General features: G+C 72.7%; 23 protein-coding genes and 1 riboswitch. Of the genes, 13 read left to right on the top strand and 10 right to left on the bottom strand.

Annotated elements, in window-relative coordinates:
- Positions 1-12: 12 nt before the first annotated feature.
- Positions 13-384 carry a glycine cleavage system protein GcvH gene (gene gcvH / locus ABIQ69_RS06050; RefSeq protein WP_350349477.1) on the bottom strand — a complete coding sequence of 124 codons (372 nt, stop codon included), beginning with the start codon at positions 382-384 and terminating at the stop codon, positions 13-15.
- Between the two features lie 64 nt (positions 385-448).
- Entirely contained in the window at positions 449-1,612 is a 1,164-nt protein-coding gene (gcvT, locus tag ABIQ69_RS06045; RefSeq protein ID WP_350349476.1) for a glycine cleavage system aminomethyltransferase GcvT, read from the bottom strand.
- 158 nt (positions 1,613-1,770) lie between these two features.
- A riboswitch (glycine riboswitch) is annotated at positions 1,771-1,876 on the bottom strand.
- A gap of 168 nt (positions 1,877-2,044) precedes the next feature.
- Here gcvT and ABIQ69_RS06040 point away from each other — a divergent pair.
- From ABIQ69_RS06040 to ABIQ69_RS06010, 7 genes are all read left to right on the top strand, one after another.
- Positions 2,045-2,785, top strand: coding sequence for an NUDIX domain-containing protein (locus ABIQ69_RS06040; RefSeq protein ID WP_350349475.1), 741 nt, complete (start codon positions 2,045-2,047; stop codon positions 2,783-2,785).
- Positions 2,782-4,119, top strand: a complete 1,338-nt coding sequence (gene nadA, locus ABIQ69_RS06035) for a quinolinate synthase NadA (RefSeq protein WP_350349474.1) — start codon at positions 2,782-2,784, stop codon at positions 4,117-4,119. Before ABIQ69_RS06040 ends, nadA begins: the two co-directional genes overlap by 4 nt.
- A gap of 1 nt (position 4,120) precedes the next feature.
- Positions 4,121-5,659 carry an L-aspartate oxidase gene (nadB, locus tag ABIQ69_RS06030; protein ID WP_350349473.1) on the top strand — a complete coding sequence of 513 codons (1,539 nt, stop codon included), beginning with the start codon at positions 4,121-4,123 and terminating at the stop codon, positions 5,657-5,659.
- Complete coding sequence (gene nadC, locus ABIQ69_RS06025; protein ID WP_350349472.1) at positions 5,659-6,510, top strand: carboxylating nicotinate-nucleotide diphosphorylase; 852 nt, start codon at positions 5,659-5,661, stop codon at positions 6,508-6,510. Before nadB ends, nadC begins: the two co-directional genes overlap by 1 nt.
- A gap of 12 nt (positions 6,511-6,522) precedes the next feature.
- The gene (locus tag ABIQ69_RS06020; RefSeq protein WP_350349471.1) at positions 6,523-7,668 is read left to right on the top strand and encodes a cysteine desulfurase family protein; all 1,146 of its coding nucleotides are present in this window, start codon (positions 6,523-6,525) and stop codon (positions 7,666-7,668) included.
- Complete coding sequence (locus ABIQ69_RS06015) at positions 7,665-7,853, top strand: hypothetical protein (protein ID WP_350349470.1); 189 nt, start codon at positions 7,665-7,667, stop codon at positions 7,851-7,853. The genes ABIQ69_RS06020 and ABIQ69_RS06015 overlap by 4 nt, the downstream gene beginning before the upstream one ends.
- A gap of 207 nt (positions 7,854-8,060) precedes the next feature.
- The gene (locus ABIQ69_RS06010) at positions 8,061-9,632 is read left to right on the top strand and encodes a DHA2 family efflux MFS transporter permease subunit (protein ID WP_350349469.1); all 1,572 of its coding nucleotides are present in this window, start codon (positions 8,061-8,063) and stop codon (positions 9,630-9,632) included.
- An 83-nt stretch (positions 9,633-9,715) separates the two neighbouring features.
- On the opposite strand, the gene ABIQ69_RS06005 is transcribed toward ABIQ69_RS06010, so the two are convergent.
- Positions 9,716-11,482, bottom strand: coding sequence for a VWA domain-containing protein (locus tag ABIQ69_RS06005; RefSeq protein ID WP_350349468.1), 1,767 nt, complete (start codon positions 11,480-11,482; stop codon positions 9,716-9,718).
- Between the two features lie 345 nt (positions 11,483-11,827).
- Between ABIQ69_RS06005 and ABIQ69_RS06000 the strand changes: the two genes are divergently transcribed.
- Positions 11,828-12,478 carry a phosphoribosyltransferase family protein gene (locus tag ABIQ69_RS06000; RefSeq protein WP_350349467.1) on the top strand — a complete coding sequence of 217 codons (651 nt, stop codon included), beginning with the start codon at positions 11,828-11,830 and terminating at the stop codon, positions 12,476-12,478.
- A gap of 49 nt (positions 12,479-12,527) precedes the next feature.
- Here ABIQ69_RS06000 and ABIQ69_RS05995 read toward each other — a convergent pair whose 3' ends face one another.
- Both ABIQ69_RS05995 and ABIQ69_RS05990 read right to left on the bottom strand, forming a co-directional pair.
- Entirely contained in the window at positions 12,528-13,313 is a 786-nt protein-coding gene (locus ABIQ69_RS05995) for a putative protein N(5)-glutamine methyltransferase (RefSeq protein WP_350349466.1), read from the bottom strand.
- Positions 13,310-13,915, bottom strand: coding sequence for a GNAT family N-acetyltransferase (locus ABIQ69_RS05990; RefSeq protein ID WP_350349465.1), 606 nt, complete (start codon positions 13,913-13,915; stop codon positions 13,310-13,312). The genes ABIQ69_RS05995 and ABIQ69_RS05990 overlap by 4 nt, the downstream gene beginning before the upstream one ends.
- A gap of 113 nt (positions 13,916-14,028) precedes the next feature.
- Between ABIQ69_RS05990 and ABIQ69_RS05985 the strand changes: the two genes are divergently transcribed.
- Complete coding sequence (locus ABIQ69_RS05985) at positions 14,029-14,547, top strand: hypothetical protein (protein WP_350349464.1); 519 nt, start codon at positions 14,029-14,031, stop codon at positions 14,545-14,547.
- Positions 14,548-14,642: 95 nt separating this feature from the next.
- Here ABIQ69_RS05985 and ABIQ69_RS05980 read toward each other — a convergent pair whose 3' ends face one another.
- Complete coding sequence (locus ABIQ69_RS05980; RefSeq protein WP_350349463.1) at positions 14,643-15,503, bottom strand: DNA-formamidopyrimidine glycosylase family protein; 861 nt, start codon at positions 15,501-15,503, stop codon at positions 14,643-14,645.
- A 61-nt stretch (positions 15,504-15,564) separates the two neighbouring features.
- On the opposite strand from ABIQ69_RS05980, the gene ABIQ69_RS05975 reads away from it, so the two are divergent.
- Both ABIQ69_RS05975 and ABIQ69_RS05970 read left to right on the top strand, forming a co-directional pair.
- Positions 15,565-16,326 (top strand): hypothetical protein, encoded by a 762-nt coding sequence (locus ABIQ69_RS05975; protein ID WP_350349462.1) that lies wholly within the window; start codon positions 15,565-15,567, stop codon positions 16,324-16,326.
- 52 nt (positions 16,327-16,378) lie between these two features.
- On the top strand, positions 16,379-16,594 hold the full coding sequence (locus ABIQ69_RS05970) for a hypothetical protein (protein WP_350349461.1): 216 nt from the start codon (positions 16,379-16,381) through the stop codon (positions 16,592-16,594).
- 17 nt (positions 16,595-16,611) lie between these two features.
- Here ABIQ69_RS05970 and ABIQ69_RS05965 read toward each other — a convergent pair whose 3' ends face one another.
- Positions 16,612-17,415, bottom strand: coding sequence for a GNAT family N-acetyltransferase (locus ABIQ69_RS05965; RefSeq protein WP_350349460.1), 804 nt, complete (start codon positions 17,413-17,415; stop codon positions 16,612-16,614).
- Between the two features lie 58 nt (positions 17,416-17,473).
- Positions 17,474-18,319, bottom strand: coding sequence for a DNA-formamidopyrimidine glycosylase family protein (locus ABIQ69_RS05960; RefSeq protein WP_350349459.1), 846 nt, complete (start codon positions 18,317-18,319; stop codon positions 17,474-17,476).
- Positions 18,320-18,433: 114 nt separating this feature from the next.
- On the opposite strand from ABIQ69_RS05960, the gene ABIQ69_RS05955 reads away from it, so the two are divergent.
- Together ABIQ69_RS05955 and ABIQ69_RS05950 are read left to right on the top strand one after the other, a co-directional pair.
- On the top strand, positions 18,434-19,153 hold the full coding sequence (locus tag ABIQ69_RS05955; RefSeq protein ID WP_350349458.1) for a hypothetical protein: 720 nt from the start codon (positions 18,434-18,436) through the stop codon (positions 19,151-19,153).
- A 53-nt stretch (positions 19,154-19,206) separates the two neighbouring features.
- On the top strand, positions 19,207-19,782 hold the full coding sequence (locus tag ABIQ69_RS05950; RefSeq protein ID WP_350349457.1) for a 1-acyl-sn-glycerol-3-phosphate acyltransferase: 576 nt from the start codon (positions 19,207-19,209) through the stop codon (positions 19,780-19,782).
- 59 nt (positions 19,783-19,841) lie between these two features.
- Here the strand turns inward: ABIQ69_RS05950 and ABIQ69_RS05945 are convergent, their stop codons facing one another.
- Positions 19,842-21,542 carry a cell wall-binding repeat-containing protein gene (locus ABIQ69_RS05945; RefSeq protein ID WP_350349456.1) on the bottom strand — a complete coding sequence of 567 codons (1,701 nt, stop codon included), beginning with the start codon at positions 21,540-21,542 and terminating at the stop codon, positions 19,842-19,844.
- Between the two features lie 275 nt (positions 21,543-21,817).
- The gene (gene ychF, locus ABIQ69_RS05940) at positions 21,818-22,891 is read right to left on the bottom strand and encodes a redox-regulated ATPase YchF (protein ID WP_350349455.1); all 1,074 of its coding nucleotides are present in this window, start codon (positions 22,889-22,891) and stop codon (positions 21,818-21,820) included.
- Between the last annotated feature and the right edge of the window lie 24 nt (positions 22,892-22,915).

Genomic DNA, 22,915 nt, shown 5'->3' with positions numbered 1-22,915 from the left:
GCGGGTCGTTCCTTACTCGCCGACGAGGGCGCGGTACTCGGCGTGGCTCAGCAGCTTCGGCAGCTCGCCGGCGGAGATCTTCAGCAGCCAGCCCTCGCCGAACGGGTCGGAGTTCACGAGCTCGGGCGAGTCGATCACGGCCTGGTTCGCCTCGACGACTTCGCCGTCGATGGGGGCGAAGAGCTCGCCGACCGACTTGGTCGACTCGATCTCGCCGACGACGGTGCCGGCGCTGACGGCGGTGCCCGCGGCGGGCAGGTCGACGTAGACGACGTCGCCGAGCTTCTCGGCGGCGTAGTCGGTGATGCCGATGACGGCGGTGTCGCCGTCGAGGCGCACCCACTCGTGCTCTTCGGTGTACTGCAGGGCGGTGACGTCGGTCATGGGTGTCTCCTCGATCGCGGCTGACGGCGTGCTGGGTCGGTGGTGGCTGACGGGATGCCGCGGCTCACGCGGAGCGGCGGTAGAACGGCGGCGCGACGACGGCGGCGGGCACGCGCGTGCCGCGCACGTCGACGTGCAGCGTGGTGCCGGGCTCGGCGGCCCCCGGCGCGACGTAGGCGAGGGCGATCGGGTGGCCGAGCGTCGGCGACAGCGCCCCCGACGTCACGACGCCGACGCGCACGGCGTCCTCGCCGGGCCCGTCGTAGATCTCGTACTCGGCGCGCGGAGCCCGGCGACCCTCGGCGGTGAGGCCGACCAGCACGGGGGCATCCTCGCCGGGGCCGCGCTCGACGGCGGCGCGGCCGACGAAGTCGCCGTCCTTCGACAGCGCGACGACGCGGCCGAGACCGGCCTGCACGGGCAGGGTGTCGCGGGTCAGCTCGTGCCCGTACAGCGGCATGCCGGCCTCGAGCCGGAGGGTGTCGCGGCTCGCGAGTCCGCACGGCACGACGCGGGGCCCGCCGGTCTCGCGGAGCGCCTCCCACAGCCGGGCCGCACGCTCGGGCGCGAGGTAGAGCTCGAATCCGTCCTCGCCGGTGTAGCCGGTGCGGGCGACCAGCACCGGCTCGCCGTCGAAGGTCGCGGCGAACGCGCGGTAGTACTTCAGCTCGGTGAGCGTGCGGTCGAAGTCCTCGTCGTCGTTGCCGGGGCCGTCGACGCCGAAGCCCTCGGTCTCGAGCAGCACGGCGAGCGCGTCCGGACCTTGCAGGGCGATGAGCGCGATGTCGTCGCTCTCGTCGGAGACGAAGGCGTCGAACCCGTCGGCCCGCGCGGTCAGCTCGGCCGCGACGGTCTCGCGGTTGGCGGCGTTGGCCACCACCATGAAGCGGTCGTCGCCGGTGCGGTAGACGACGAGATCGTCGATGATGCCGCCGTCTTCGGCGAGGAGGAGGGAGTACTTCGCCTGGCCCTCGGCGATCGCCGAGAGTTTGCCGGCGAGCGCGTGGTCGAGGGCCGCGCCGGCCTCGGCGCCGACGACGAAGATCTCGCCCATGTGCGACAGGTCGAACAGCCCGGCGTGCTCGCGGACGGCCTTGTGCTCGGCGAGGTCGGAGGAGTACCGCACGGGCATCTGCCAGCCGGCGAAGTCGGTGAACGATGCGCCGGCGGCGCGGTGCACGGCGTCGAGCGGGCTGAGCCGCGCCCGGGTGGGGCCTGATGTGGTCACGAGTTCTCCTGGGTCGCGCGAATCGCGCGGCGGATGCCGCTGTTGAGAACTCCCCCTCTGTCATGGGCCTGAGAGTTTCACGCCGAGCGGTCGGGCTCGGGCGCTTTCACCTTGGGCGGGACGAGGCAGAGCCTGCTCGATCCACTTTTCAGAGCGGCCTCGTCATCGCGGTGTGTGACCTGAGAGATTGGCGGGGAGGCTTGCTCCTTCGGTGCCGGCCGGCCCTGCCGATGGCTGGGCTGCCGGCTCTCCCGCGACGCGTCGATGGCCCGGTGTGAGATTGTCCGGTCAGTCTAGCGGGTGGATGCCCCGGGCCCATCGATCGCGGCGATTCCCGGTTCTGGTCGGGATGACTGTAAGCTGAGCGCATCCCCACTTCGAGTCAGGCTGACTCGAAGGTTCGGTTTCCCCGATCGGAAGGCGAGGTGTCCCGTGGCCAGACCCGTGCCCGAGATCCGGCTCGCCGTGTCCACCGTGATCTTCGCCCTCCGCCCCGACCACGCGAGCGGGCGGCCGGCACTCTGGATCCCGCTCGTCCGCCGCACCCGCGAGCCGCAGCTCGGCCGATGGGCGCTGCCCGGCGGCTGGCTGCCCGCGGCGGAAGAGCTGGAGGCCGCCGCCGCCCGGACCCTCCGCGCGACCACGGCGCTCGCCCCCACCTACCTCGAGCAGCTGTACACCTTCGGCGAGGTCGACCGCTCCCCCGACGAGCGCGTCGTCTCCGTCGTCTACTGGGCCCTCGTACGAAGCGACGAAGCGGCCAAGGCCGCGACCGGCCCGAACGTGCGCTGGGTGCCCGCCGACCACCTGCCCGAGCTCGCCTTCGACCACCGGCGCATCGTGGAGTACGCGCTCTGGCGCCTGCGCACCAAGGTCGAGTACTCCGAGATCGCCCACGCGCTGCTCGGCGAGACGTTCACCCTCGCCGAGCTCCGCTCCGTGTACGAGGCCGTGCTGCAGCGCGGGCTCGACCCCGCGAACTTCCGGCGCACGATGCTCGCGTCGGGCGGCCTGCGCGAGACCGGGGAGGTCGTCGCCGGCACCCCGCATCGGCCGCCGAAGCTCTACCGCTACGACACCGCACCCGCAGGTCGGCGCACCGGCGAGCCGTTCCTGGCGGACGAGCCGTTCCGGGCGGACCAAGCGCTCCGAGAAGAAAGGCCACGGCCATGACCATCACCGCCGACGAGCTCCGCGACGCGGCATCCGTCGATCGCAGCATCCGTCTCATTTCGACGGGCGCCGCGGCCGGCGCGGCGTGCTCCCCCGAGCTCGCCCGCGGACCGTGGGAGTTCGACGCCGGCCCGGCCGGCTACGGGCCGGGCGCGTCCATGGGCGACGTCATCCCGGCCGGCTCGCCGCGCCAGGGCTCGCTGCCCGAGGCGTACCGCCGTGCGTCGGATGACGAACTCCACGCGCGCATCGAGGCCGCGAAAGCGACCCTCGGCGAGCGCGTCGTCGTGCTCGGTCACTTCTACCAGCGCGACGAGGTCATCCGGCACGCCGACTTCGTGGGCGACTCCTTCCAGCTCCCGAACGCGGCGCTCACCCGCCCCGACGCCGAGGCGATCGTCTTCTGCGGCGTCCACTTCATGGCCGAGACGGCCGACCTCCTCTCGCGCCCCGAGCAGGCCGTGATCCTGCCGAACCTCGCGGCCGGCTGCTCGATGGCCGACATGGCCGACGAGTCCAGCGTCGAGGAATGCTGGGAGCAGCTCGCCGAGGTCTACGGCGGCCTCGACGAGGTCGACGCCGACGGCCGGGTGCCTGTGATCCCGGTCACCTACATGAACTCCAGCGCCGCGTTGAAGGGCTTCGTGGGCCGGCACGGCGGCATCGTGTGCACGTCCTCCAACGCGCGCACGGTGCTCGAGCAGGCGTTCGAGCGCGGGCAGCGGGTGCTGTTCTTCCCCGACCAGCACCTCGGCCGCAATACGGCGAAGGCGATGGGCGTGCCCGTCGAGCGGATGCCGATGTGGAACCCGCGCAAACCCCTCGGCGGCAACGAGGCGACCGACCTCGAGGACGCCCGCGTCATCCTCTGGCACGGCTTCTGCTCGGTCCACAAGCGCTTCACCGTCGACCAGATCGAGGCGGCCAGGGCGTCGCAGCCCGGCGTGCGGGTCATCGTGCATCCCGAGTGCCCGATGCCGGTCGTCGACGCCGCGGATGCCGCGGGCTCGACCGACTTCATCGTGAAGGCCATCCAGGCCGCACCCGCCGGGTCGACGTTCGCCATCGGCACCGAGATCAACCTCGTGCAGCGCCTCGCGGCGGAGCATCCCGAGCACGAGATCTTCTGCCTCGACCCGGTCGTGTGCCCGTGCTCGACGATGTACCGCATCCACCCGGGCTACCTCGCCTGGGTGCTGGAGGAGCTCGTCGCCGGCCGCGTCGTGAATCGCATCACCGTGCCCGACGCGGTGGCCGCGCCGGCACGCGTCGCCCTCGAGCGCATGCTCGCAGCCAAGCCGGGCGCACAGACCACCAGTGCCGCCGGGGCCTGACATGGGGCACGTCCTGGTGGTCGGCGGCGGCATCGCGGGGCTGTGGACCGCGGTGCGCGCCGCCGACGCCGGGCACCGCGTGGAGCTCGTGACCAAGGCCGACCTCGCCGAGGGCAGCACGCGCTACGCGCAGGGCGGTATCGCCGCGGCCCTCTTCCCCGACGACTCGGTCGAGCGGCACCTCCGCGACACGCTGGAAGCCGGCGCCGGTCTCGGCGACCCCGCCGCCGTCCGCGTGCTCTGCGACGAGGGCCCGGCGCGCGTTCGCGACCTGATCCGGTTCGGCGTCGAGTTCGATCGCGGCGAGTCGGGCCTCGACCGCGGGCTCGAGGCCGCGCATTCCCGCGCCCGCATCGTGCATGCGGGCGGCGACGCGACCGGCGCGGCGATCGAGCAGGCGCTCGTGGCCACCGTCCGCCGCCGCGCCGTCTCGATCGTCGAGCGGGCGATGCTCGTCGACCTCCTCGTCGAGCGCGGCCGCGTGACCGGCGCGGCGATCCTGCACGCCGACGGCACGGTCGCCGAGCATCGCGCCGACGCCGTGGTGCTCGCGACGGGCGGCAGCGGATGCCTCTACCGGCATACGACGAACCCGGCCGTCGCGACCGGCGACGGCGTGGCCGCAGCGTGGCGGGCGGGCGCGGCGGTCGCCGATCTCGAGTTCACCCAGTTCCACCCGACAGCGCTCGCGGCGCCGGGCACGCCGCTCATCTCCGAGGCCGTCCGCGGCGAGGGGGCGGTACTGCTCGACGCGCGGGGCATCCGATTCATGCCCGCCGTCGACGCGCGCGCGGAACTCGCTCCTCGCGACGTCGTCGCCCGGGCGAGCTGGCGTCGTATGGCCGAGCAGGGCGGCTCCGCCGTGCTGCTCGACGCGACCGCCCTCGGCGGCGCGTTCCTCGCCCGCCGGTTCCCCGGCCTCGACCGGGTGACGCGGGATGCCGGCTTCGACTGGTCGCGGAAACCCATCCCCGTCATCCCGGCCGCGCACTATGCCATGGGCGGCATCATCACCGACCTCGACGGCCGGAGCAGCCTTCCGGGCCTGCTCGCCGTGGGCGAGTGCGCCCGCACGGGCGTGCACGGCGCGAACCGGCTCGCCTCGAACTCGCTGCTGGAGGCCGCGGTCTTCGCCGACCGAGCGGCACGCGCGCTAGCCGGCGGAGCCGCTGCTGAGGATGCCACCCGCCAGGCCGGCGCCGCGGACTCGAGCGATCCGGCAGACGCGGCCCGACGGTCGGCCCCGGCTGCGATCCGGGCGGAGGCGCCTACGGTCGACCGCGCCGCACTGCAGCAGCTCATGTGGACCCGGGCCGGCCTCGAACGCGACGCGGCGGGTCTCGCCGAGGCATCCGCCCGGCTCGCCGCCTGGCGCGCGCCGGACCCCGTCGACCGGGCGAGTGCGGAGGACCGCAACCTGCTCGACCTCGCCCGGCTCACCGTCGACGCCGCCCTGGCACGTCGCGAGAGCGTCGGCGCCCACTTCCGATCGGATGCCCCGGCCGGGGCATCCACCGCACCCGAGCTGGAGGCCGCCTGATGACCGACCGACGCGAGATCGAACGGATCGTGGGCGCCGCGCTCGACGAGGACGCCCCGTGGGGCGACCTCACGGGCGAAACCCTCATCCCCGAGACGGCGACCGCCGCGGCAGACCTGGTCGCGCGTGAAGCGGGCGTGCTGTCGGGGGTCGACGTCTTCGCCGCGGCGTTCCGCCTGGCCGACCCGCGCATCGCCGTCGAGCCGCTCGCCGCGGACGGCGACCGCTTCGACGCCGGAGCCGTGCTGACGCGCGTCACCGGCCCGGCGCGGGGCATCCTCCGCGCCGAACGCGTCGCCCTGAACCTCGTGCAGCGGATGTCCGGCATCGCGACGCTCACCGCGACCTACGTCGCCGCCGTCGCGGGCACCACCGCCCGCATCGTCGACACCCGCAAGACCACGCCGGGCCTGCGCAGCCTGGAGCGGCAGGCCGTCCGCGACGGCGGCGGCCGCAATCACCGCCGGAGCCTCTCCGACGCGGTGATGGCGAAGGACAACCACCTCGCGGTGCTCGCCGCCGGCGGCGTCGACCTCGCGAGCGCCCTCCGCGCCGCGCGTGAGCGGATGCCGCACACCGCCCACCTCGAGGTCGAGGTCGACCGGCTCGACCAGATCGACGCCGTGCTCGCCGGCGGAGCCGACACCGTCATGCTCGACAACTTCACACCCGACGAATTGCGCGAGGGCGTCGCCCGCATCGCCGGCCGCGCCATCGTGGAGGCGTCGGGCGGCGTCTCGCTGGAGACGGTCGCGGAGATCGCCGCGACGGGCGTGGACGTCATCTCGGTGGGCGCGCTGACCCACTCTGTGCGCTCGCTCGACCTCGGACTCGACATCGCGATCGGCTGAACGGAGCCCCAGGTGATCTTCCTCGACCACGCCGCCACCTCGCCGGTCCGCCGCGAGGCGCTCGAGGCGATGTGGCCCTACCTCACGGGCGCGTTCGGCAACCCGTCGAGCCGGCATCGCCTCGGCGACGAGGCGGCCCGGGCGCTCGAGTGGGCCCGGGCCGAGGTCGCCGCGGTCGTGGGGGCACGGCCCGGTGACGCCGTCTTCACGGGCGGCGGCACCGAGGCCGACAACCTCGCCGTGAAGGGGCTCGCGCTCGCGACACCCCGCGGGCGGCACGTCGTCGTCTCGGCGATCGAGCACGAGGCGGTGCTGGAGTCCGCACGCTTCCTCGAGCGCCGGCACGGCTTCGAGGTGTCGGTGGTCGACGTCGACCGCGGCGGCCTCGTGCACCCGGATGCCCTGGCCCGGGTCATCCGGCCCGACACCGCGCTCGTGTCCGTCCAGCTGGCGAACAACGAGGTCGGCACGGTCCAGCCGGTCGCCGAGCTCGCACGCATCGCGCACGCGGCCGGCGCGGCCGTGCACACCGACGCCGTGCAGGCCGCGGGATGGCTGCCGCTCGGCCTCGACGGGCTCGGTGCCGACGCGCTCTCGCTCGCCGGACACAAGGTCGGCGCGCCCAAGGGCACGGGGGCGTTGATCGTGCGCGGACGGCTGCCGATCGAGCCCGTGCTGCACGGCGGCGGCCAGGAGCGCGGTCGCCGATCCGGCACGGAGAACGTCGCGGGTGCCGTGGCGTTCGCGACCGCGCTGCGCCTCGCGGAGGAGGAACGAGCGGATGCCTCGGCCAGGGTCCGCGCCCTCGGCGAGGCGCTCGTCGACCGGGTGCTCGCCGAGATCCCCGGCGCCGAGCTGACCGGCGACCGGGTGGCCCGGCTCCCGGGCACGGCGTCGTTCGTCTTCCCCGGCGCCGCCGGCGAGGCGGTGCTGCTCGAGCTCGAACGCGACGGCGTCCTCTCCTCGAGCGGCTCGGCGTGCGCCGCCGGACGCGACGAGCCCTCGCATGTGCTCACCGCGATGGGCGTGCCCGCCGAACTGGCGCAGACGGCCGTGCGGTTCACCCTCGGCCGGGAGACCACGGCCGAGGAGGTTTCGCTCGCCGCAGACGCGGTGGCCAGAGCAGTGTCGGCCGTGCGCGGTATCGTGGCGGCATGACCGACCAGACGCCTGACCGAGACTCCGAGGCCCGCGACGCGGCCGACGCCGAGCGGGCCGGCCTGGCCCGCGACGACGCCGAACGCGAGCGCCGCGAAGAGACCGAGCTCGCTCCCGAAGAGGGCCTGCTCGACGGATGGCTCCCCGAGCCGTCGCCGACCGACGGGCCCGCGCCCGCTCCCTGATCCCCGCCTCGCGCGCGCACGAACTGCATACGTTCCTATCCTTCGCCGCGAACGGGAATAGCACCTCCTCGCCACGAGGTTGTGCCTGTCTACCGGAACGACTGGGCCACGAGCCCGCCCGTTCCGTCTCGCTCCACCCACCCTCACTCCGACGACGCCGTGACTGCCCGGCGCCGTCGAGCGCCGCGACCGATGGGAAACCGCTCCGTGACCGAACGCGCCGTATCCGACCTCGACTCCGTCGACCTCGAGCCCTCCGGCTCGACGTCGGCCGAACCCACCCACCTCGCCGACAGCCCGCGCGCCGCCGCGGAGGACGCCGCGGTCCGGGCCCACCAGCCCGACCACGGCGCCCGCAACACCCGCGTCATCTGGCTCCTGCTCGCCGCGACCTTCGTCGTCTTCCTCAACGAGACGATCATGGGCGTCGCGGTGCCGCACCTCGTCGACGACCTCCACATCTCCGTCACGGCCGCCCAGTGGCTGACGACGGCGTTCATGCTGACCATGGCCGTCGTCATCCCCATCACGGGCTTCCTGCTGCAGCGCTTCCCGACGAAGCCGATCTTCATCACCGCGATGAGCCTGTTCTCGGCCGGCACGCTCCTCGCCGCGCTGGCTCCCGGCTTCGAGGTGCTGCTCGCGGCCCGCGTCGTGCAGGCGAGCGGCACGGCGATCATGATGCCGCTGCTCATGACCACCCTCATGACGGTCGTCGCTCCGAGCGACCGCGGCCGGTTCATGGGCCGCGTCTCGATCGTGATGTCGGTGGCGCCCGCCGTCGGCCCCACCATCTCGGGCATCATCCTCAACACGCTCAGCTGGCGCTTCATGTTCTGGCTCGTCCTGCCCATCGCGGTCGTGATGCTCGTCATCGGGGCGCGCAAGGTCGAGACGGTCAACGAGCCGCGGAAGCTGCCGATCGACCTCTGGTCGGTCGTGCTGTCCGCGTTCGGCTTCGGCGGCCTCGTGTACGGTCTGAGCCTCATCGGCGGCGAAGGCGGCGGTGACGCGTCGGCGACCCCTGCGTGGGCGCTGCCGGCTGCGTTCGTCGTGGGCGGGCTCGCGCTCGGCGCGTTCATCTGGCGGCAGCTGCTGCTGCAGCGCCGCGACCGCGCGCTGCTCGACCTGCGCACCTTCCGGTCGAAGAACTTCTCGATCTCGGTCGGCATGATGGTCGTGCTCATGGCGTCGCTGTTCGGCACCATCATCGTGCTGCCGTTCTACCTGCAGCGCGTGCTACTGCTCGAGCCGCTGCAGACCGGCCTGATGCTGCTTCCCGGCGGCCTGCTCATGGGGCTGCTCGGCCCGACGGTCGGGCGGCTCTTCGACCGGTTCGGGCCCACGCCGCTGCTCGTGCCGGCGAGCGTCGTGCTAAGTGCCGTGCTGTGGTCGCTCACCATGGTCGGCGAGGACACCTCGCTCTGGCTCGTGCTCGGGCTGCACCTGGTGATGTCGGTCGCGCTCGCGTTCATGTTCACGCCGCTGTTCACCTCGGCGCTCGGGTCGGTGGAACCCCGGTTCTACTCCTACGGCTCCGCCATCATCGGCACCATCCAGCAGGTGGCCGGCGCCGTCGGCACCGCGCTCTTCATCACCGTCATGGCGGCGAGGGAGACCGCGGCCGCCGCGGCCGGCGCGGGCGACCTCGCCGCTCAGGCCGCGGGCATCCGCGGTGCCTTCACGGTCGGGGCGATCATCTCGATCGCCGCCATCGTCGGCGCATTGTTCGTGCGGAAGCCGGCCGACATGGCCGAAGGCGCGCCGGTCGGACACTGACGCGTCGCGCCCTTCCGACGACACGAACCCACGCACGGAGCGGGGCCCGGTGGTTCGCCACCGGGCCCCGCTCCGTCTTCCGCTCAGCCGCAGTTCGGCCGGCAGGTGCGCTGCGTCAGGGCGTCCACGAGCACGAGACCGAGATCCTCCGGCTTGGAGGCCGAATACGCCGCCCCGCCCGTCGTCTTCGCGATCTGCTGCATCGCGCCGAGGTCGGTGTCGGGACCGAAGCCGATCATGATGACCGGCACCGGCTTCGCCGGGTCGTTCATCTTCTGCAGCTCGCCGAGCAGCTGCTCGAGGGAGATGCCGTTCTCGTCCTCGTTCTTGCCGTCGGTGATGAGCAGCACCGAGTTGACCTTCTCCGGGTCGTACGTCTCACGCACGCGCTGGACCGCCGCGAGCGTCGTGTCGTAGAGGCCGGTCGCCCCGCCGAGGCGGGCCGGCAGCGAACCGATGATCTGCTGAATGCCCTGGGTGTGCGCCTGGTCGGCGAGCGGGGCGATCGGCGCGAGATCCTCGTAGTCGAGGTCGCCGTTCCGCGCCGTGGAGAAGACCCATACCCCGAGTTCGACCTCGCCCGAGAACTTGGACATGGCTCCGATGGCGGCCTGCTGGAAGATGTCGATGCGACGCAAGCCGTTCTCGGCGGGCTCCTCCATGGAGCCCGACACGTCGATCACGGCGAGCATGCGCGACCGGAGCGTCAGCACACCCCACGCGCGGAGGATCTCGAGCTGGGCGGCGCCGTCGAGCGGGGCCGCCGGCGGAGCGGCCGTCGCGCCCACGCCCGCCACGTCGAGCTCGCCGCTGCCGTCGGGCGCGCGGAACCCGGCCGCGAGGAACCGGTCGCTCGCGTCGCGGACCGCCTGCTCGAAGCGGTCGAGGAGCTCGGCGTGCGAGGGCTGCGTCGCGGCCTCGTCCGCTCCGTCTCCGGTGGCTTCCCCGGCGGCGTCGCCGGGCTCGGCGGTCTCGCTCTCGGACGCGGCATCCGCACCGCCGTCCTCCGGCGCCAGCACGAGGAAGGGGTAGTCGAGCGACACGGTGCCGTCGGCCGGGTACGCCGCAACCAGCTGCTCCGCGGGGTCGTCGAGGTTGTACGCGGCCAGCTGCGCCTCGCTGGTGATCACAACGCTCGCCTGCGGCGCGGACGACACCGCACTGAACGCTGCGCTCGTGGATGCCGGGATCGCCTTGCCGAGCGCGATCATCGCGCCGGGAAAGGCGCGCGGATCGGCGGGCGACGCGTGGGCGCGGAGCGCCAGCAGACCGGCGAGGCTCGACGCGGATGCCTCCGGGTCGGGCATGATCGCCGGCAGGGTGCCCGTGAGCACCCGGGTCCAGCTCGCGGGCTCGGCCGCAACGACCTCTTCGGCGCGGGTGGCCGGGACGGCGAAGACGACCGGCGAGCTCGCCACGGACTCCCGAGCCTCGACCGCGGGCGCCGGCTGGCCGAGCGAGGACGCGGTCGCCGCGACGCGGTCGATCCAGACGCTGGAATCGGGCACCCAGGCGTCGGCATCGAGACCGCCGCCGGCGACGACGGCCGCCGTGTCCGCGGCATCCTGCGCCCGCACCTCCGTGCTCACGCACAGGTCGCCCGACGCGTCGAACTCCGCCGCGACGTCAGAGAGCACCGGAGCGATCGAGGTGTCGGCGACGATCAGCAGTTCGTCGGGTGTCTCACAGCCCGGCTCCGCCGCCGCGAACAGCGGGTTCAGGTGGCCGCCGACCCAGAGGTACACCCCGGATGCGACGACGCCGACGACCGCGACGGCAGCGACGATGGACAGGATCAGGGCGCGGCGGCCCGGCTTACTCGCCGGAGCAGCGATGCTGTGACGACCCACGGGGACACTCCAAGCCGACCGGCGGCATCAAGGGGGGCACCGCCGATCCCGGTCTGAACGGGTTCCCCGCTCAGGGGGAAGGTTCCATCAGTGTAGGCGATGCTTCCTCGACTCGAACGTCCCGTTGCACGATCCGGGCACGGGAAAGGGCGGGCGATGCCCCCAGCACCGCCCGCCGAGCCGGTCCCCCGACCGGCCACCGTGATCTCGATGACGTCCCGCACCCCCGCGCGAGGCCCTCCGAGCACCACGTTCCGATTCCCGTCGTGGCTGCGACACTACCGGTTCGGAGAGCGGGGAGACAGGGGGTTGACGCGTCACCCGAACTCGGTTCGGATGTCGCCCATGGAGCGGTTCCGCGACCGGCGGGACGCCGGCCGGAGGCTCGGTGCCCGGCTCGCCGACCTTGCCAGCGACGGCCGGCTCGACCGGCCCGTGGTACTCGGACTGCCGCGCGGCGGAGTGCCCGTCGCCGACGAGGTGGCGCGAGCGCTCGACGCCCCGCTCGACGTGCTCGTCGTACGAAAGCTCGGGATGCCCGGGCAGCCGGAGGTCGCGATCGGGGCGGTGGGCGAGGATGCGGCAGCCGTCTGGAATGCGGAACTGCGCCGGGCGGCGCATGCGAGCGGCGACGAGCTCGATCGGATCGAACGGCGTGAGCGGTCGGAAGTCGCGGCGCGGGTCGAACGGTTCCGAGGCGGCCGGCACGCCGTCGATCTCCGCGGGCGCACCGCCGTCATCGTCGACGACGGAGTCGCGACCGGGGCGACTGCGCGGGTCGCCTGCGGCATCGCGAGGGCGCTCGGCGCCGAGCGGGTCGTCCTCGCCGCTCCGGTCGGACCGCCCGGCGTCGACGCCGCCGTGCCCGAGGCCGACGACGTCGTGTGCCTGGCGACGCCCACCGGGTTCATGGCCGTCGGAATGCACTACCTCGACTTCACTCAGACGAGCGACGACGAGGTGTCGGCCATCCTCGCCGCGCGGCGTCCGTCGTGACAGGCCGCGTCACCGGTCTGGAACGACCGCACGCCGGACGTGGTCGGCGTCAGCGCGGCGCCGTCCCGACGGCGTAGGTGCCGCCCCGCTCAGCATCGACCCCGATCCGGGTCGTCAGACCCGCCTCGGCGAGCGCGTCGGCGGTCCGCCCGGCCTGCGCCTCACTGGTCTCGATGAGCACCCGCCCGCCCGGCACCAGCCAATCACGTGCACCGGCGGCCACCCGCCGGTGCACGTCCAATCCGTCGGTCCCGCCGTCGAGCGTGCGCATCGGTTCGTGCTCGCGCGCCTCGCGTGGCATCCATCCGATGTCGGCGGTGGGAACGTACGGCGCGTTCACGACGAGCAGGTCGACGAATCCAGCCAGCTCCCCTGGCAACGCGGCGAACAGGTCGCCGACCACGGCCTCACCACCGAACGGACGCAGGTTGCGCCGGGCGACCTCGACTGCGAGCGGGTCGATGTCGGCGGCGACGAGGCGGCCCAACGGCCTCGGCGCAACACCGGCCGCGACGGCCGCACCGATCGCGCCGACGCCGCAGCAGAGGTCGACGATGACCGGCGAAGCCACCTCGCGTGCGAGCCGCACCGCCTCGGTCACCAGCGCCTCGGTGCGACGCCGCGGCACGAAGACGCCGGGCACCACCTCGATCCGGAGCGCGCTGAACTCCACCCATCCGAGCAGGGGCTCCAGCGGCTCCCCCGCGACGCGGCGCGCGACGAGAGCTTCGAGGGCCGCATCGTCGGCGGCGGCGCCACGGAGCAGGGCAGCCTCCTCCTCGGCGAACACGCACCCCGCCGCCCGCAGGCGCGCGACGAGCGGATCTGCGCTCACGCGGCGCCCTCACCAGTGGCGGTGCGCCGGCTCCGCTGCCATTCCTCGGCGAGCATCGCATAGGTGTACCCGTCGACCCAGCCGAGCTCGGCATGCCAGGAATCCTGCACGCCGTGCTGCTCGCGGCGCATGCCGAGCTTCTCCATGACGCGCCAGGATGCGCTGTTGTCGGCGAAGCAGCCGGCCGTGACGCGGTGCACGCCGAGCTCGCCGAAGGCAAGGTCGAGCATCGCACCGGCGATGGCCGTGGCGAATCCGCGACCCGCGTGGGAGGGGTCGACGAGGTAGCCGAGCTCGGCCTCGGCACCTCGCCACGGTCCGGGATCGACGTGCATCTGGCCCATCGCGTCGACGACCTGCAACGAGGCGGTACCCACGACCCGATCGCCGAGCAGGGCGACGGCCGCATGGTCGGTCGGGTCGACGGCCCGCTCGCGCCAGACGCGCCGGAACGCGTCGGGGTCGACCTCCGTCCGGAGCAACCATCGCGTCACCTCGGGGCGGTTGCGCCAGCGCAGGACCTCGTCGAGGTCGGAATCGGTCGCGGGCCGGAGGACGAGCGGACCCGCCGGCCGCGGCCAGCGCACATCGGGAGACGTCACCCCCTCATGATCGCAGGGATCATGGCGCAACCGAGGGCCCCACGCAACCCGTTGCCGCGCCGCGGACATCCGCGGTCGACTGTCGGGGAACCCGACCGAGGAGGCGGACAGCCATGGACACCAGCACCGTGATCTGGATCATCGTCGCGATCGTCGTCGTCATCGTCATCATCGCGATCGTCGTGGCCCTGACATCGCGACGCGCACGGGAGGCGCGAGCCGAGCAGCAGCGCCGCAAGGCCGCAGAGATCCGCGCCGAAGCGCAGCAGACGCAGGAGCGCGCCGCCGCGCACGACGTGGCGGCGTCGCAGGCCGCCGCCGCAGCGGCGAAGGCCGAGGCGGATGCCCGCGCCGCTCAGCTCCAAGCCGACCGGCTCGCGCGCGAGAGCGAGTCGCGCGGCGCGGAGGCGGCGCAGCTGCGGGACGAGACGGACGCGCGGCTGAGGAAGGCGGACGACCTCGACCCGGATGTCACCGCCGATCGCGACCGGTCGGACCGGACTGCGGACGGCGGCGTGCCGCGCCATGCGGCCGGCGCGACCGACGACGCCGCGGTCGGCGACTCGCGCGCCGACGCGACGACGGTCCGTCCTGAGGAGGGCCGCCGCACCGACGGCGATCCGCGCACCTGAACGCGCCAGCTGATCCGTTCATCCTGGCCGAGCAGCGGATCCGTGCGAGTATCCGCGACGCGCCGACCGGCGTCGGCGCGTTGCGCATACCCTCGTTATTTCACGAGCCGGGACAGCACCCGATCGGCGAGCGGCTTTCCGCCCGTCTGGCACGTGGGGCAGTACTGGAACGTCGAGTCGGCGAAGATGACCTGACGCACCGTGTCGCCGCACACCGGGCAGGCCTCTCCTGTTCGGCCGTGCACCTGCATGCCGCGCCGCTTCGCGTCCTTCAGCTCGGCGGGCGGCCGGCCCGAAGCCGTCTCCACGGCCTCGGCCAGGGTCTCGCGCATCGCCCGGTAGAGCGTTTCGACCTGTTCGGGTGAGAGCTTCGCGGCCAACGCGTACGGTGACATCCGGGCCGCGTGCAGGATCTCGTCGGAGTAGGCGTTGCCGATGCCCGCGAACACCGATTGGTCGCGCAGCACGCCCTTGACCTGCGTGCGCCGACCGGCCAGCACCGCCGCGAAGTCGTCGAGGCTGAAGCCAGGCGCGGTCGGGTCGGGCCCGAGGCGGGCGATGCCCGGCACCTCCGCGGGATCGCGGACGACATACACGGCGAGCGACTTCTTGGTGCCCGCCTCGGTGAGGTCGAACCCGGCCCCGTCGTCGAACCGCAGCCGCAGGGCGAGCGGCGACTTGCCGGGCTTCACCGGTGTCGCAGGCACCTCCTCGTACCAGCGGAGCCATCCGGCCCGCGCGAGGTGGAAGACGAGGTGGACGCCGCCCGCGTCGAGGTCGACGAACTTGCCGTGCCGGGCGACCCCGTCGACGACCGCACCCTCGAGCGCCTGCACGGGCGGATCGAACGTCTTCAGCGCCGAGATGGACGCGAGCCGGACCGACGCGATGGCATGGCCCACCGCGCGCTCGCGGAGGAACCGCGCGAGCGCCTCCACTTCGGGCAGCTCAGGCACCCCTCCATCCTGCACCCGCCCACCGACATCCCGCCCGAAATCTCCATCTCTCCCCGCTGCGATGGCGGGTGTCACCGACAGGCAGGCGGCCCCCTATGATCGCGCTGTGGACCCGAACACCGCACGCGCGCTGCTGCGCCTCCCGCCCGACCACCCGGTCACGCTCGATGAGATCGACGCGGCGTATCTGGCGGCGACCTGGGACCGCCATCCCTCCCGATACCCGGAGGGCGAGGAGCGACGCGAAGCCGAGGCGTGGGCCCGCACCTTGTCGGCGGCGCGCGAGAGCCTGATCAACGCCGGCACGCCGGCCACCCCGCCCGCCCCGACCCCGGGCGATCCGCGCGCCAGGCGGCGCCCCTGGGTGGTCGTCGGGATCGTCGCCGGGTCGATCGCCGGCTTGGGTGCGGTCCTCGCGGCGGGGCTCTTCCTCGCCTCCGCAGCCGTTTCGGCCGCATCGACCGCGGCTGAACGACAGGAGGCGCAGTCGGAGATCGCCACCGACCGGTACGACGCCGACTACACCGCCTACAGCTTCCCGGCGGGCCTCGAGGTCTATTCGGACGGGCGGCTCTGGCAGGATTGCCCGCCCGACGAAGTCCGGGGCTGCTGGCAGATGGCGGTTCTTCCGGAAGCCGACTGCGCACGCCTCGTGGTCACCGTCGGGTACACCGACGAGTACACCGCCACGGTCCCCGACGCGGTCGAGCGGCTGACATTCGACGACGCGAAATCAGGGAGCCCCACCTACGTCACCTTCGCGGACGACGACTACCGATTCGGCTGGATCCAGGATGTGGAGTGCGTCGCTCCGGGGTCCTGATCCGCACCGGGGGCGCAGTCGCGATGTCAGTGGCTGCTGAGACACTCTCAGCATGGAGGCCATCGAACTGCGACAGACTCGCTACCTGCGAGTCGGCGACACGCTCGTCAACACCTCGGGGCGCGAGTACGAGGTCACGAAGCTGGCGCGCATCGGGCGAGGCATCCGCGTGCAGTACGTGACGACCGACGGCCGCGCCGGGCGCTTCACCTCAGCGCCCGAGGCGGTCAGCCGAGTCCGCGTCGACGACCGGTCGCACGCGGCCTGAGCCGGCGCCGGCTGCCCTCACGCGGCCTGCGGCCGCCGCCACTGGTACGGCGTCGTCGTCGAGACCTTCACGAGACCCGAGCGCTCGAGGATCGGCCTGGAGTACTCGGTCGAATCGCTGTGGATGAGGCGCTTGCCCCCGGCGATCGCCGACCGCGCCCGAGCGGCCGTGAGGGCTCGGTAGATGCCGCGCCCGCGCCAGGCCGGCAGAGTGGCACCACCCCAGATCCCGGCGAATTCCGTCCCGGCCACCGGTTCCAAGCGGCCGGTGGTGACGATCTCGCCGTCGACCTCGCCCACCCAGATCTCCATGCCGTCGTCCCGAGCCAGGCGGCGCAGGAGTGCGTCAGCCTGTCCGGGGTCGACGGCGTCGCCGAACGCGATGTCGGCCATCGCACTCGCAGCCCGCACGTCGGCCTCCTCGGTGACTTTCCGCAGCGTGGTGCCGGCGGGAAGCTCCACCTCGGCGAGGAGCGCGGTCGCCTCGCCGACCATGATCGACTCCGGTTCCTCGGGCGAGAACCCGTTCGCGAGAAGGGCGTCGTGCAGGCCCGGCGCGTGATCGTGTCCACGCGTCTTCCACTCGACGCGGTCGATCGCGGGGTCGGCGAGGTAGTGGGCGACCGCGGTCTCGACCAGCCTGGCCACCTCTGCCGCGTCGGCGCCGCCGAGGTCGCGGTAGGTAACGAACCCGCGGCCACCGGCGAAGGTCACGAGGCGCAGCGGCCCGGATCGGGTGACGGCGATCGCGCTGGGCGTCTCGGCGTCGGTGCGGAGCTGGTCGTCGTAGGCCCGGAGCAGCCGGGCGGTGTCAGTCGTCATCGTCCCCCATGATGGCCGATGCGGCCGAGCTGCGTCGAGCGCCCCCGGCGACCGGCGCTCACGCGGGACGCAACGGCAGCCGCTCGCCGCCGGTCTGGCAGGTCGGGCAGTACTGCGCCGTGGTGCTCGCGAAGGAGAAATCACGGATCTCGTCACCGCAGACGGGACACGCCTCGCCCGTGCGGCCGTGCACGCGCATCGCGGCCACCTTGGCCGCCTTCTGCTGGTCGATGGGGATGCCCCGCCGCTCGGCGATCGCCGTTCGCACGACGCCCGTCGTGGCGGCGAACAGGCGGTCGAGCTCCTCGCCCGTCAGGGTCGAGGCGTGCGCCACCGGCGAGACCTTCGCCAGGTGGAGGATCTCGTCGGAGTACGCATTGCCGATGCCGGCGAGCGACTCCTGCTCCTGCAGCACGGCCTTCGTCTGCTTGCGCCGACCGACGAACGCCTCGTCGAAGTCGGTTCGCGTGAACGACTCGTCGGCGGGGTCGGGGCCGAGCTTCGCGATCGCGGGCACCTCGCGGGGGTCGTCGACGACCCAGAGCCCGAGCGAGACCCAGCCGCCGGCGTCGGTCAGCTCGAGCGCGGGCCCCTCGTCGAAGCCGATCGAGACGAGTGCGGGCGGACGCTCGCCGGGCGCGGGATCCGCCGTCTCGTCGGCCCATCTCCCCCAGCCATGACGACCGAGAGAGACGACGAGGTGCGCGCCGGCCTCGACCGCGACGTCGAGGAGCTTGCCGTGACGGGTCACCCCGGCGATGCGTTCGCCCTCGAGCGAGGACGGCGGACGCGACCTGGTCTTCGCCGCGCGGAACTCCAGGACGTCGACGCCGGTGATCGTGCGCCCGCGCAGCCGTTCGTCGAGCTCCTCGGCGAGTGCCTGCACCTCCGGTGATTCGGGCATGCCGTCAGCATCGCACAGGCCGCCGACGCCGTCACGGTCCGCGGCGTCGGGCGCGGCCATGACGATCACCCCGGCCGCTGTACGCCCCACTCACCGCGGCCATATGATCACGGCGTGGACCCGAACACCGCGCGCACCCTGCTGCGCCTCGACCCCGTCGCCCCGCTCACCCCGACGACCGTCGAGGAGGCGTTCCGGGCCGAGCTCTGGGCGAGACATCCGTCGCGTTACCCGGATGACGAAGGCCGGCGCGCGGCCGTGGGCTGGGCCGAGACGCTCGGAGAAGCCCGCCGCGTGCTGCTCGAGACCATCGCGCCGCAGCAGGCGTTCACGCAGCCTCCGCGGCCGTCCCGGGGGCTGTCGGGCGGATGGATCGCGGGCATCGCGGCGACCGCAGCCGTGCTCGTCCTGGGACTCGCGGCGGGCATCGCCTTCGCCCTCCCGGCCGTGCTCGACCGGATGACCCTTGCGGCACCGGTCGGCGGCGACGGCACCGGCGATGACGGCGTCATCCACTACGGCTCCGGTGCGACCGCGTTCACGTTCCCGGCCGAGCTCGAGTACTACACAGACGGACGGTTCGCGGCCGACTGCCCCGTCGAGTTCGAGCAGGGCTGTTGGGAGGGAGCGATCTTCCCCGAAGCCGACTGCAACGTCCTCACCGTGTGGGTCGGCTTCGCATCCGACCCGAGCGTGATGGAGCCCGAAGAGACGCGGACCCTCCGATTCACCGCGATCGGCGCGGGCGAGCTGGTCCCGCTCGTGTACGGCCACGACGACTACGCCGACGCCTGGATCACCGACGTCGTCTGCCACGATCTGCCCGAGGCCTGACGCGTCGCGTGCGCATGCCGCGGCCGCCATACGCGGTCGCGTACCGTGGCCGGATGCTCCGTCGACTCGTCTCCCGCCTCTTCTGGGCCTGCAGCCGGTGGAAGCTGGTCACCGAACCGGCGCCGACGCGCCCCACCGTGCTCGTGGGCGCGCCGCACACCTCGAACTGGGACTTCGTGCTCATGCTCGCCATCGCCTGGCAGCTCGGCATCGACGTGCGCTGGCTCGGCAAGCAGAGCCTCTTCGCGGGCTGGCGGGGTCCGATCATGCGTCGGCTGGGAGGCATCCCCGTCGACCGAGCCGATGCCGGACGCGTCGTCGACGAGGTGGTGGCGCGTGTGCGGGCCGGCGAGGTCTTCGGCCTCGTGGTCACGCCCGACGGCACGCGGGGGGCGAACGAGTACTGGAAGTCGGGCTTCTACCGCATCGCCCGCGACGCCGGGATGCCGGTGACCCTCGGCTATGTGGATCGCACGACCATGACCACGGGGCTCGGCCCGACGATGGAGCTCACCGGCGACGTCTCGCACGACATGGACCGCATCCGCTCCTTCTACGCCGACAAGGCCGGGTTCACCCCGCGCCGGCGAACGGAGCCGCGTCTGCGCTCGGAGACGACGCCCGACTGATCCGCCCTGGACGGGGGCGGTGCGCGATTGGCCGTCGCGCGGGGGACGTCGCGCCTCGATCAGCCGAGCATCACCCCCCTCGACAGCATGAAGGGAACCGGGTCGACCTGGCTGCCGTTCACGTAGACCTCGTAGTGGAGGTGGCAGCCGGTGGCCGCCCCCGTCGCTCCGGACCAGCCGATCTGATCTCCGACTTGAACGTACTGCCCGACGCGCACCAGGACGCCACCGTTGGACAGATGCGCGTAGCCGGTCTGGATGCCGCTGCCGTGATCGATCTTCACGAAGTTGCCGTAGGTTCCGACGACGCCAGCCGTCACGACACGGCCGCTGGAGGCGGCGCGGATCGGCGCCCAGCATCCGGTGGCGATGTCGGTGCCGCGGTGGAACGACTGCGTACACCCGCCCGGCGTGCAGATCGGGGCGCGCGGACCGAAACCGTCGGTGATGCGGCCGGTCGCGGGCTTCGTCCACACGACGGCGCACTCGATGCCGCGCGCAACGGGCTCGCCGACTGACTCCAGCCCGCCGAGGACGACCCTGGCGCTGGGCGCCAGGCCCACGAGCGCGTCGGCTACCTCCGGCGGCACGCACTCGGTCCGGACCAAGTAGATCGGCGAGCCGATGCCGCCGGCAAGCGCAGCGCCGCCGAGCGCGTCCGCGAAGTCGCCTCCGGTCGTCAAGAAGGCCGCCGGGATCGAGGCCTCGTCGCCGAACACTGCCTCGTTGATGGCTGCGGCGGTCTGGTACCGATCGGCACCCTGATGGCGCACGACGGCGAATCCAGCTGCGTCGAGGTCGCGTTCGAGCGCAGTTCCCACAGCGGCATCGCCGCCGGCGATGCGGACTGTTCGCACGCCGAGCGAGCGCATGAGGGCGATGCTCTCATCGCGAACGACTGCGGCAAGTCCGTCGATGAGGAAGACGGGGGCGTCGATCTCCGCGGCTGCAGCAGACGCGGCGAGAGCGTCGGGGAACGCCCGGCCGGTGGCCACATACGCCTGCGTTGCCACCGGGAACGCCCCGTCGATGAGCAGGTCCGCGGTCTCGTAGCGGTCCGCTCCGCCGATCCGATGCACGACGGGAGCGAGCGTCGCCACCTCGGCGAACACAGCCGGCGAGATCGCGAGCTCGCTGCCCGCGACCACGATCTGTGCTGGTGCGAGCCTGATCAGTTCGTCGCGGATGACCGCCGGCAGCACGTCGGGCGTCGTGATCAGGAGCGGTCCGCCTTGCCTCGCGGCGGCGGCCGCCGCCGCGAGGGCATCCGCGAAGTCGAGGCCGGTCGCAAGATAGACGACGGGCACACCCGGCTGGAACCGGCCCGAGATCGCGACCGCGGTGGCGAACCGATCGGCACCGGCGAGGCGGTGCGTTCCAGCCCCGAACGGCTCGATGACGGTAGCGGCGGCTCGGAGCGTCGCCCCATCTGAGGTCGTCCCGGGATCGCCAGGGGGAACCACCGTCGGTTCCGGCGAGGGAGCTACCTCGTCGGGGGCCGAGGGCGCCGGCGCCGGCACCGTCGGCACCGGCACGGTCGGGGGCGGATCCGTCGCCGGCAGATCCGTCGCCGACGGATCCGTGGCGAACGGATCACTCTCCTCAGCGGGTGGCGGGGGCTCGTCGGCCGCGTCCGTACTCGGCGCGATATGCGGTGACGGCGCGCCCCATGTGGCCCCGATCGCCGGAGCGGCTCCGGCGATTCCCGACAGACAGGCTGCAGTCAGTGCGATTGCAAGCAGCAGCGTCTTCCGACCCATGCGGGCCCCCCTCCTTCACGCGAGCGGCCCCCTCGGCCGCACCTCCCCCAAGGCATTCGCACTTCGCAGTGTATGGGCAAGGACGGCGATCGTCTGAACCAGACAGTGGCGGTAGCCCGACGACTGGCGCCGGCGGCGCGGTCTGCGGGAGCTCTCACGCATCGGCCGCGGGGTCGCTGAGCGGGGAACTCGTCGGTCCCTCATGGTGCGATCGCGTGGCCTCGAGGATCAGCCAGCCGTGCCGACGAGAGGGCGCGCGGTCCCCCGGTGCTTCGTCAGACGTTGAACCGGAACTCGACGACGTCGCCGTCCTGCATGACGTAGTCCTTGCCCTCCATGCGGGCCTTCCCCTTGGCGCGGGCCTCGGCGACCGAGCCGGCGGCGACGAGGTCGTCGAACGAGATGACCTCGGCCTTGATGAAGCCGCGCTCGAAGTCGGTGTGGATGACGCCCGCCGCCTGCGGCGCCTTCCATCCCTTGCGGATGGTCCACGCGCGCGACTCCTTGGGGCCGGCGGTGAGGTAGGTCTGCAGGCCGAGCGTGTCGAAGCCGACGCGCGCGAGCTGGTCGAGGCCCGACTCCTCCTGCCCGGTGGAGGCGAGCAGCTCGGCCGCGTCGGCCGGGTCGAGGTCGATGAGCTCGGACTCGATCTTCGCGTCGAGGAAGACAGCCTCGGCCGGCGCGACGAGCGCTGCGAGCTCGGCCTTCTTCGAGGCATCCGTCAGCACGTCCTCGTCGACGTTGAAGACGTAGATGAACGGCTTCGCGGTGAGCAGACCGAGCTCCTTGACGGGCTCCAGGTCGATCTTGGTCGCCGAGAGCGGCGTGCCGGCCTGCAGGGCGTCACGAGCCTCGACGGCGGCGGCGAGCACCGACGGGTCGAGCTTCTTGCCCTTGACCTCCTTCTCATAGCGCGTGATGGCGCGCTCGAGGGTCTCGAGGTCGGCGAGGATCAGCTCGGTGTTGATGGTCTCCATGTCGGCCTTCGGGTCGACGGCGCCGTCGACGTGCACGACGTCGGAGTCGCTGAAGCCGCGCACGACCTGCGCGATCGCATCGGCCTCGCGGATGTTCGCGAGGAACTTGTTGCCGAGCCCCTCGCCCTCGCTCGCGCCGCGGACGATGCCGGCGATGTCGACGAACGAGACGGTGGCCGGCAGGATGCGCTCCGAGCCGAAGATGCCGGCGAGCACCTCGAGCCGCGGGTCGGGCAGGTTCACCACGCCGATGTTCGGCTCGATGGTCGCGAAGGGGTAGTTCGCCGCGAGCACCTGGTTCTTGGTGAGAGCGTTGAACAGCGTCGACTTGCCGACGTTGGGGAGGCCGACGATTCCGATGGTGAGTGCCACGGGCGTCTAGCCTACCTGCCGCGA

Origin of the sequence: Agromyces sp. G08B096 (assembly GCF_040267705.1) — a bacterium.
In the GTDB taxonomy this organism is placed as follows: domain Bacteria; phylum Actinomycetota; class Actinomycetes; order Actinomycetales; family Microbacteriaceae; genus Agromyces.
This window is presented reverse-complemented; position numbering and strand designations above follow the sequence as displayed.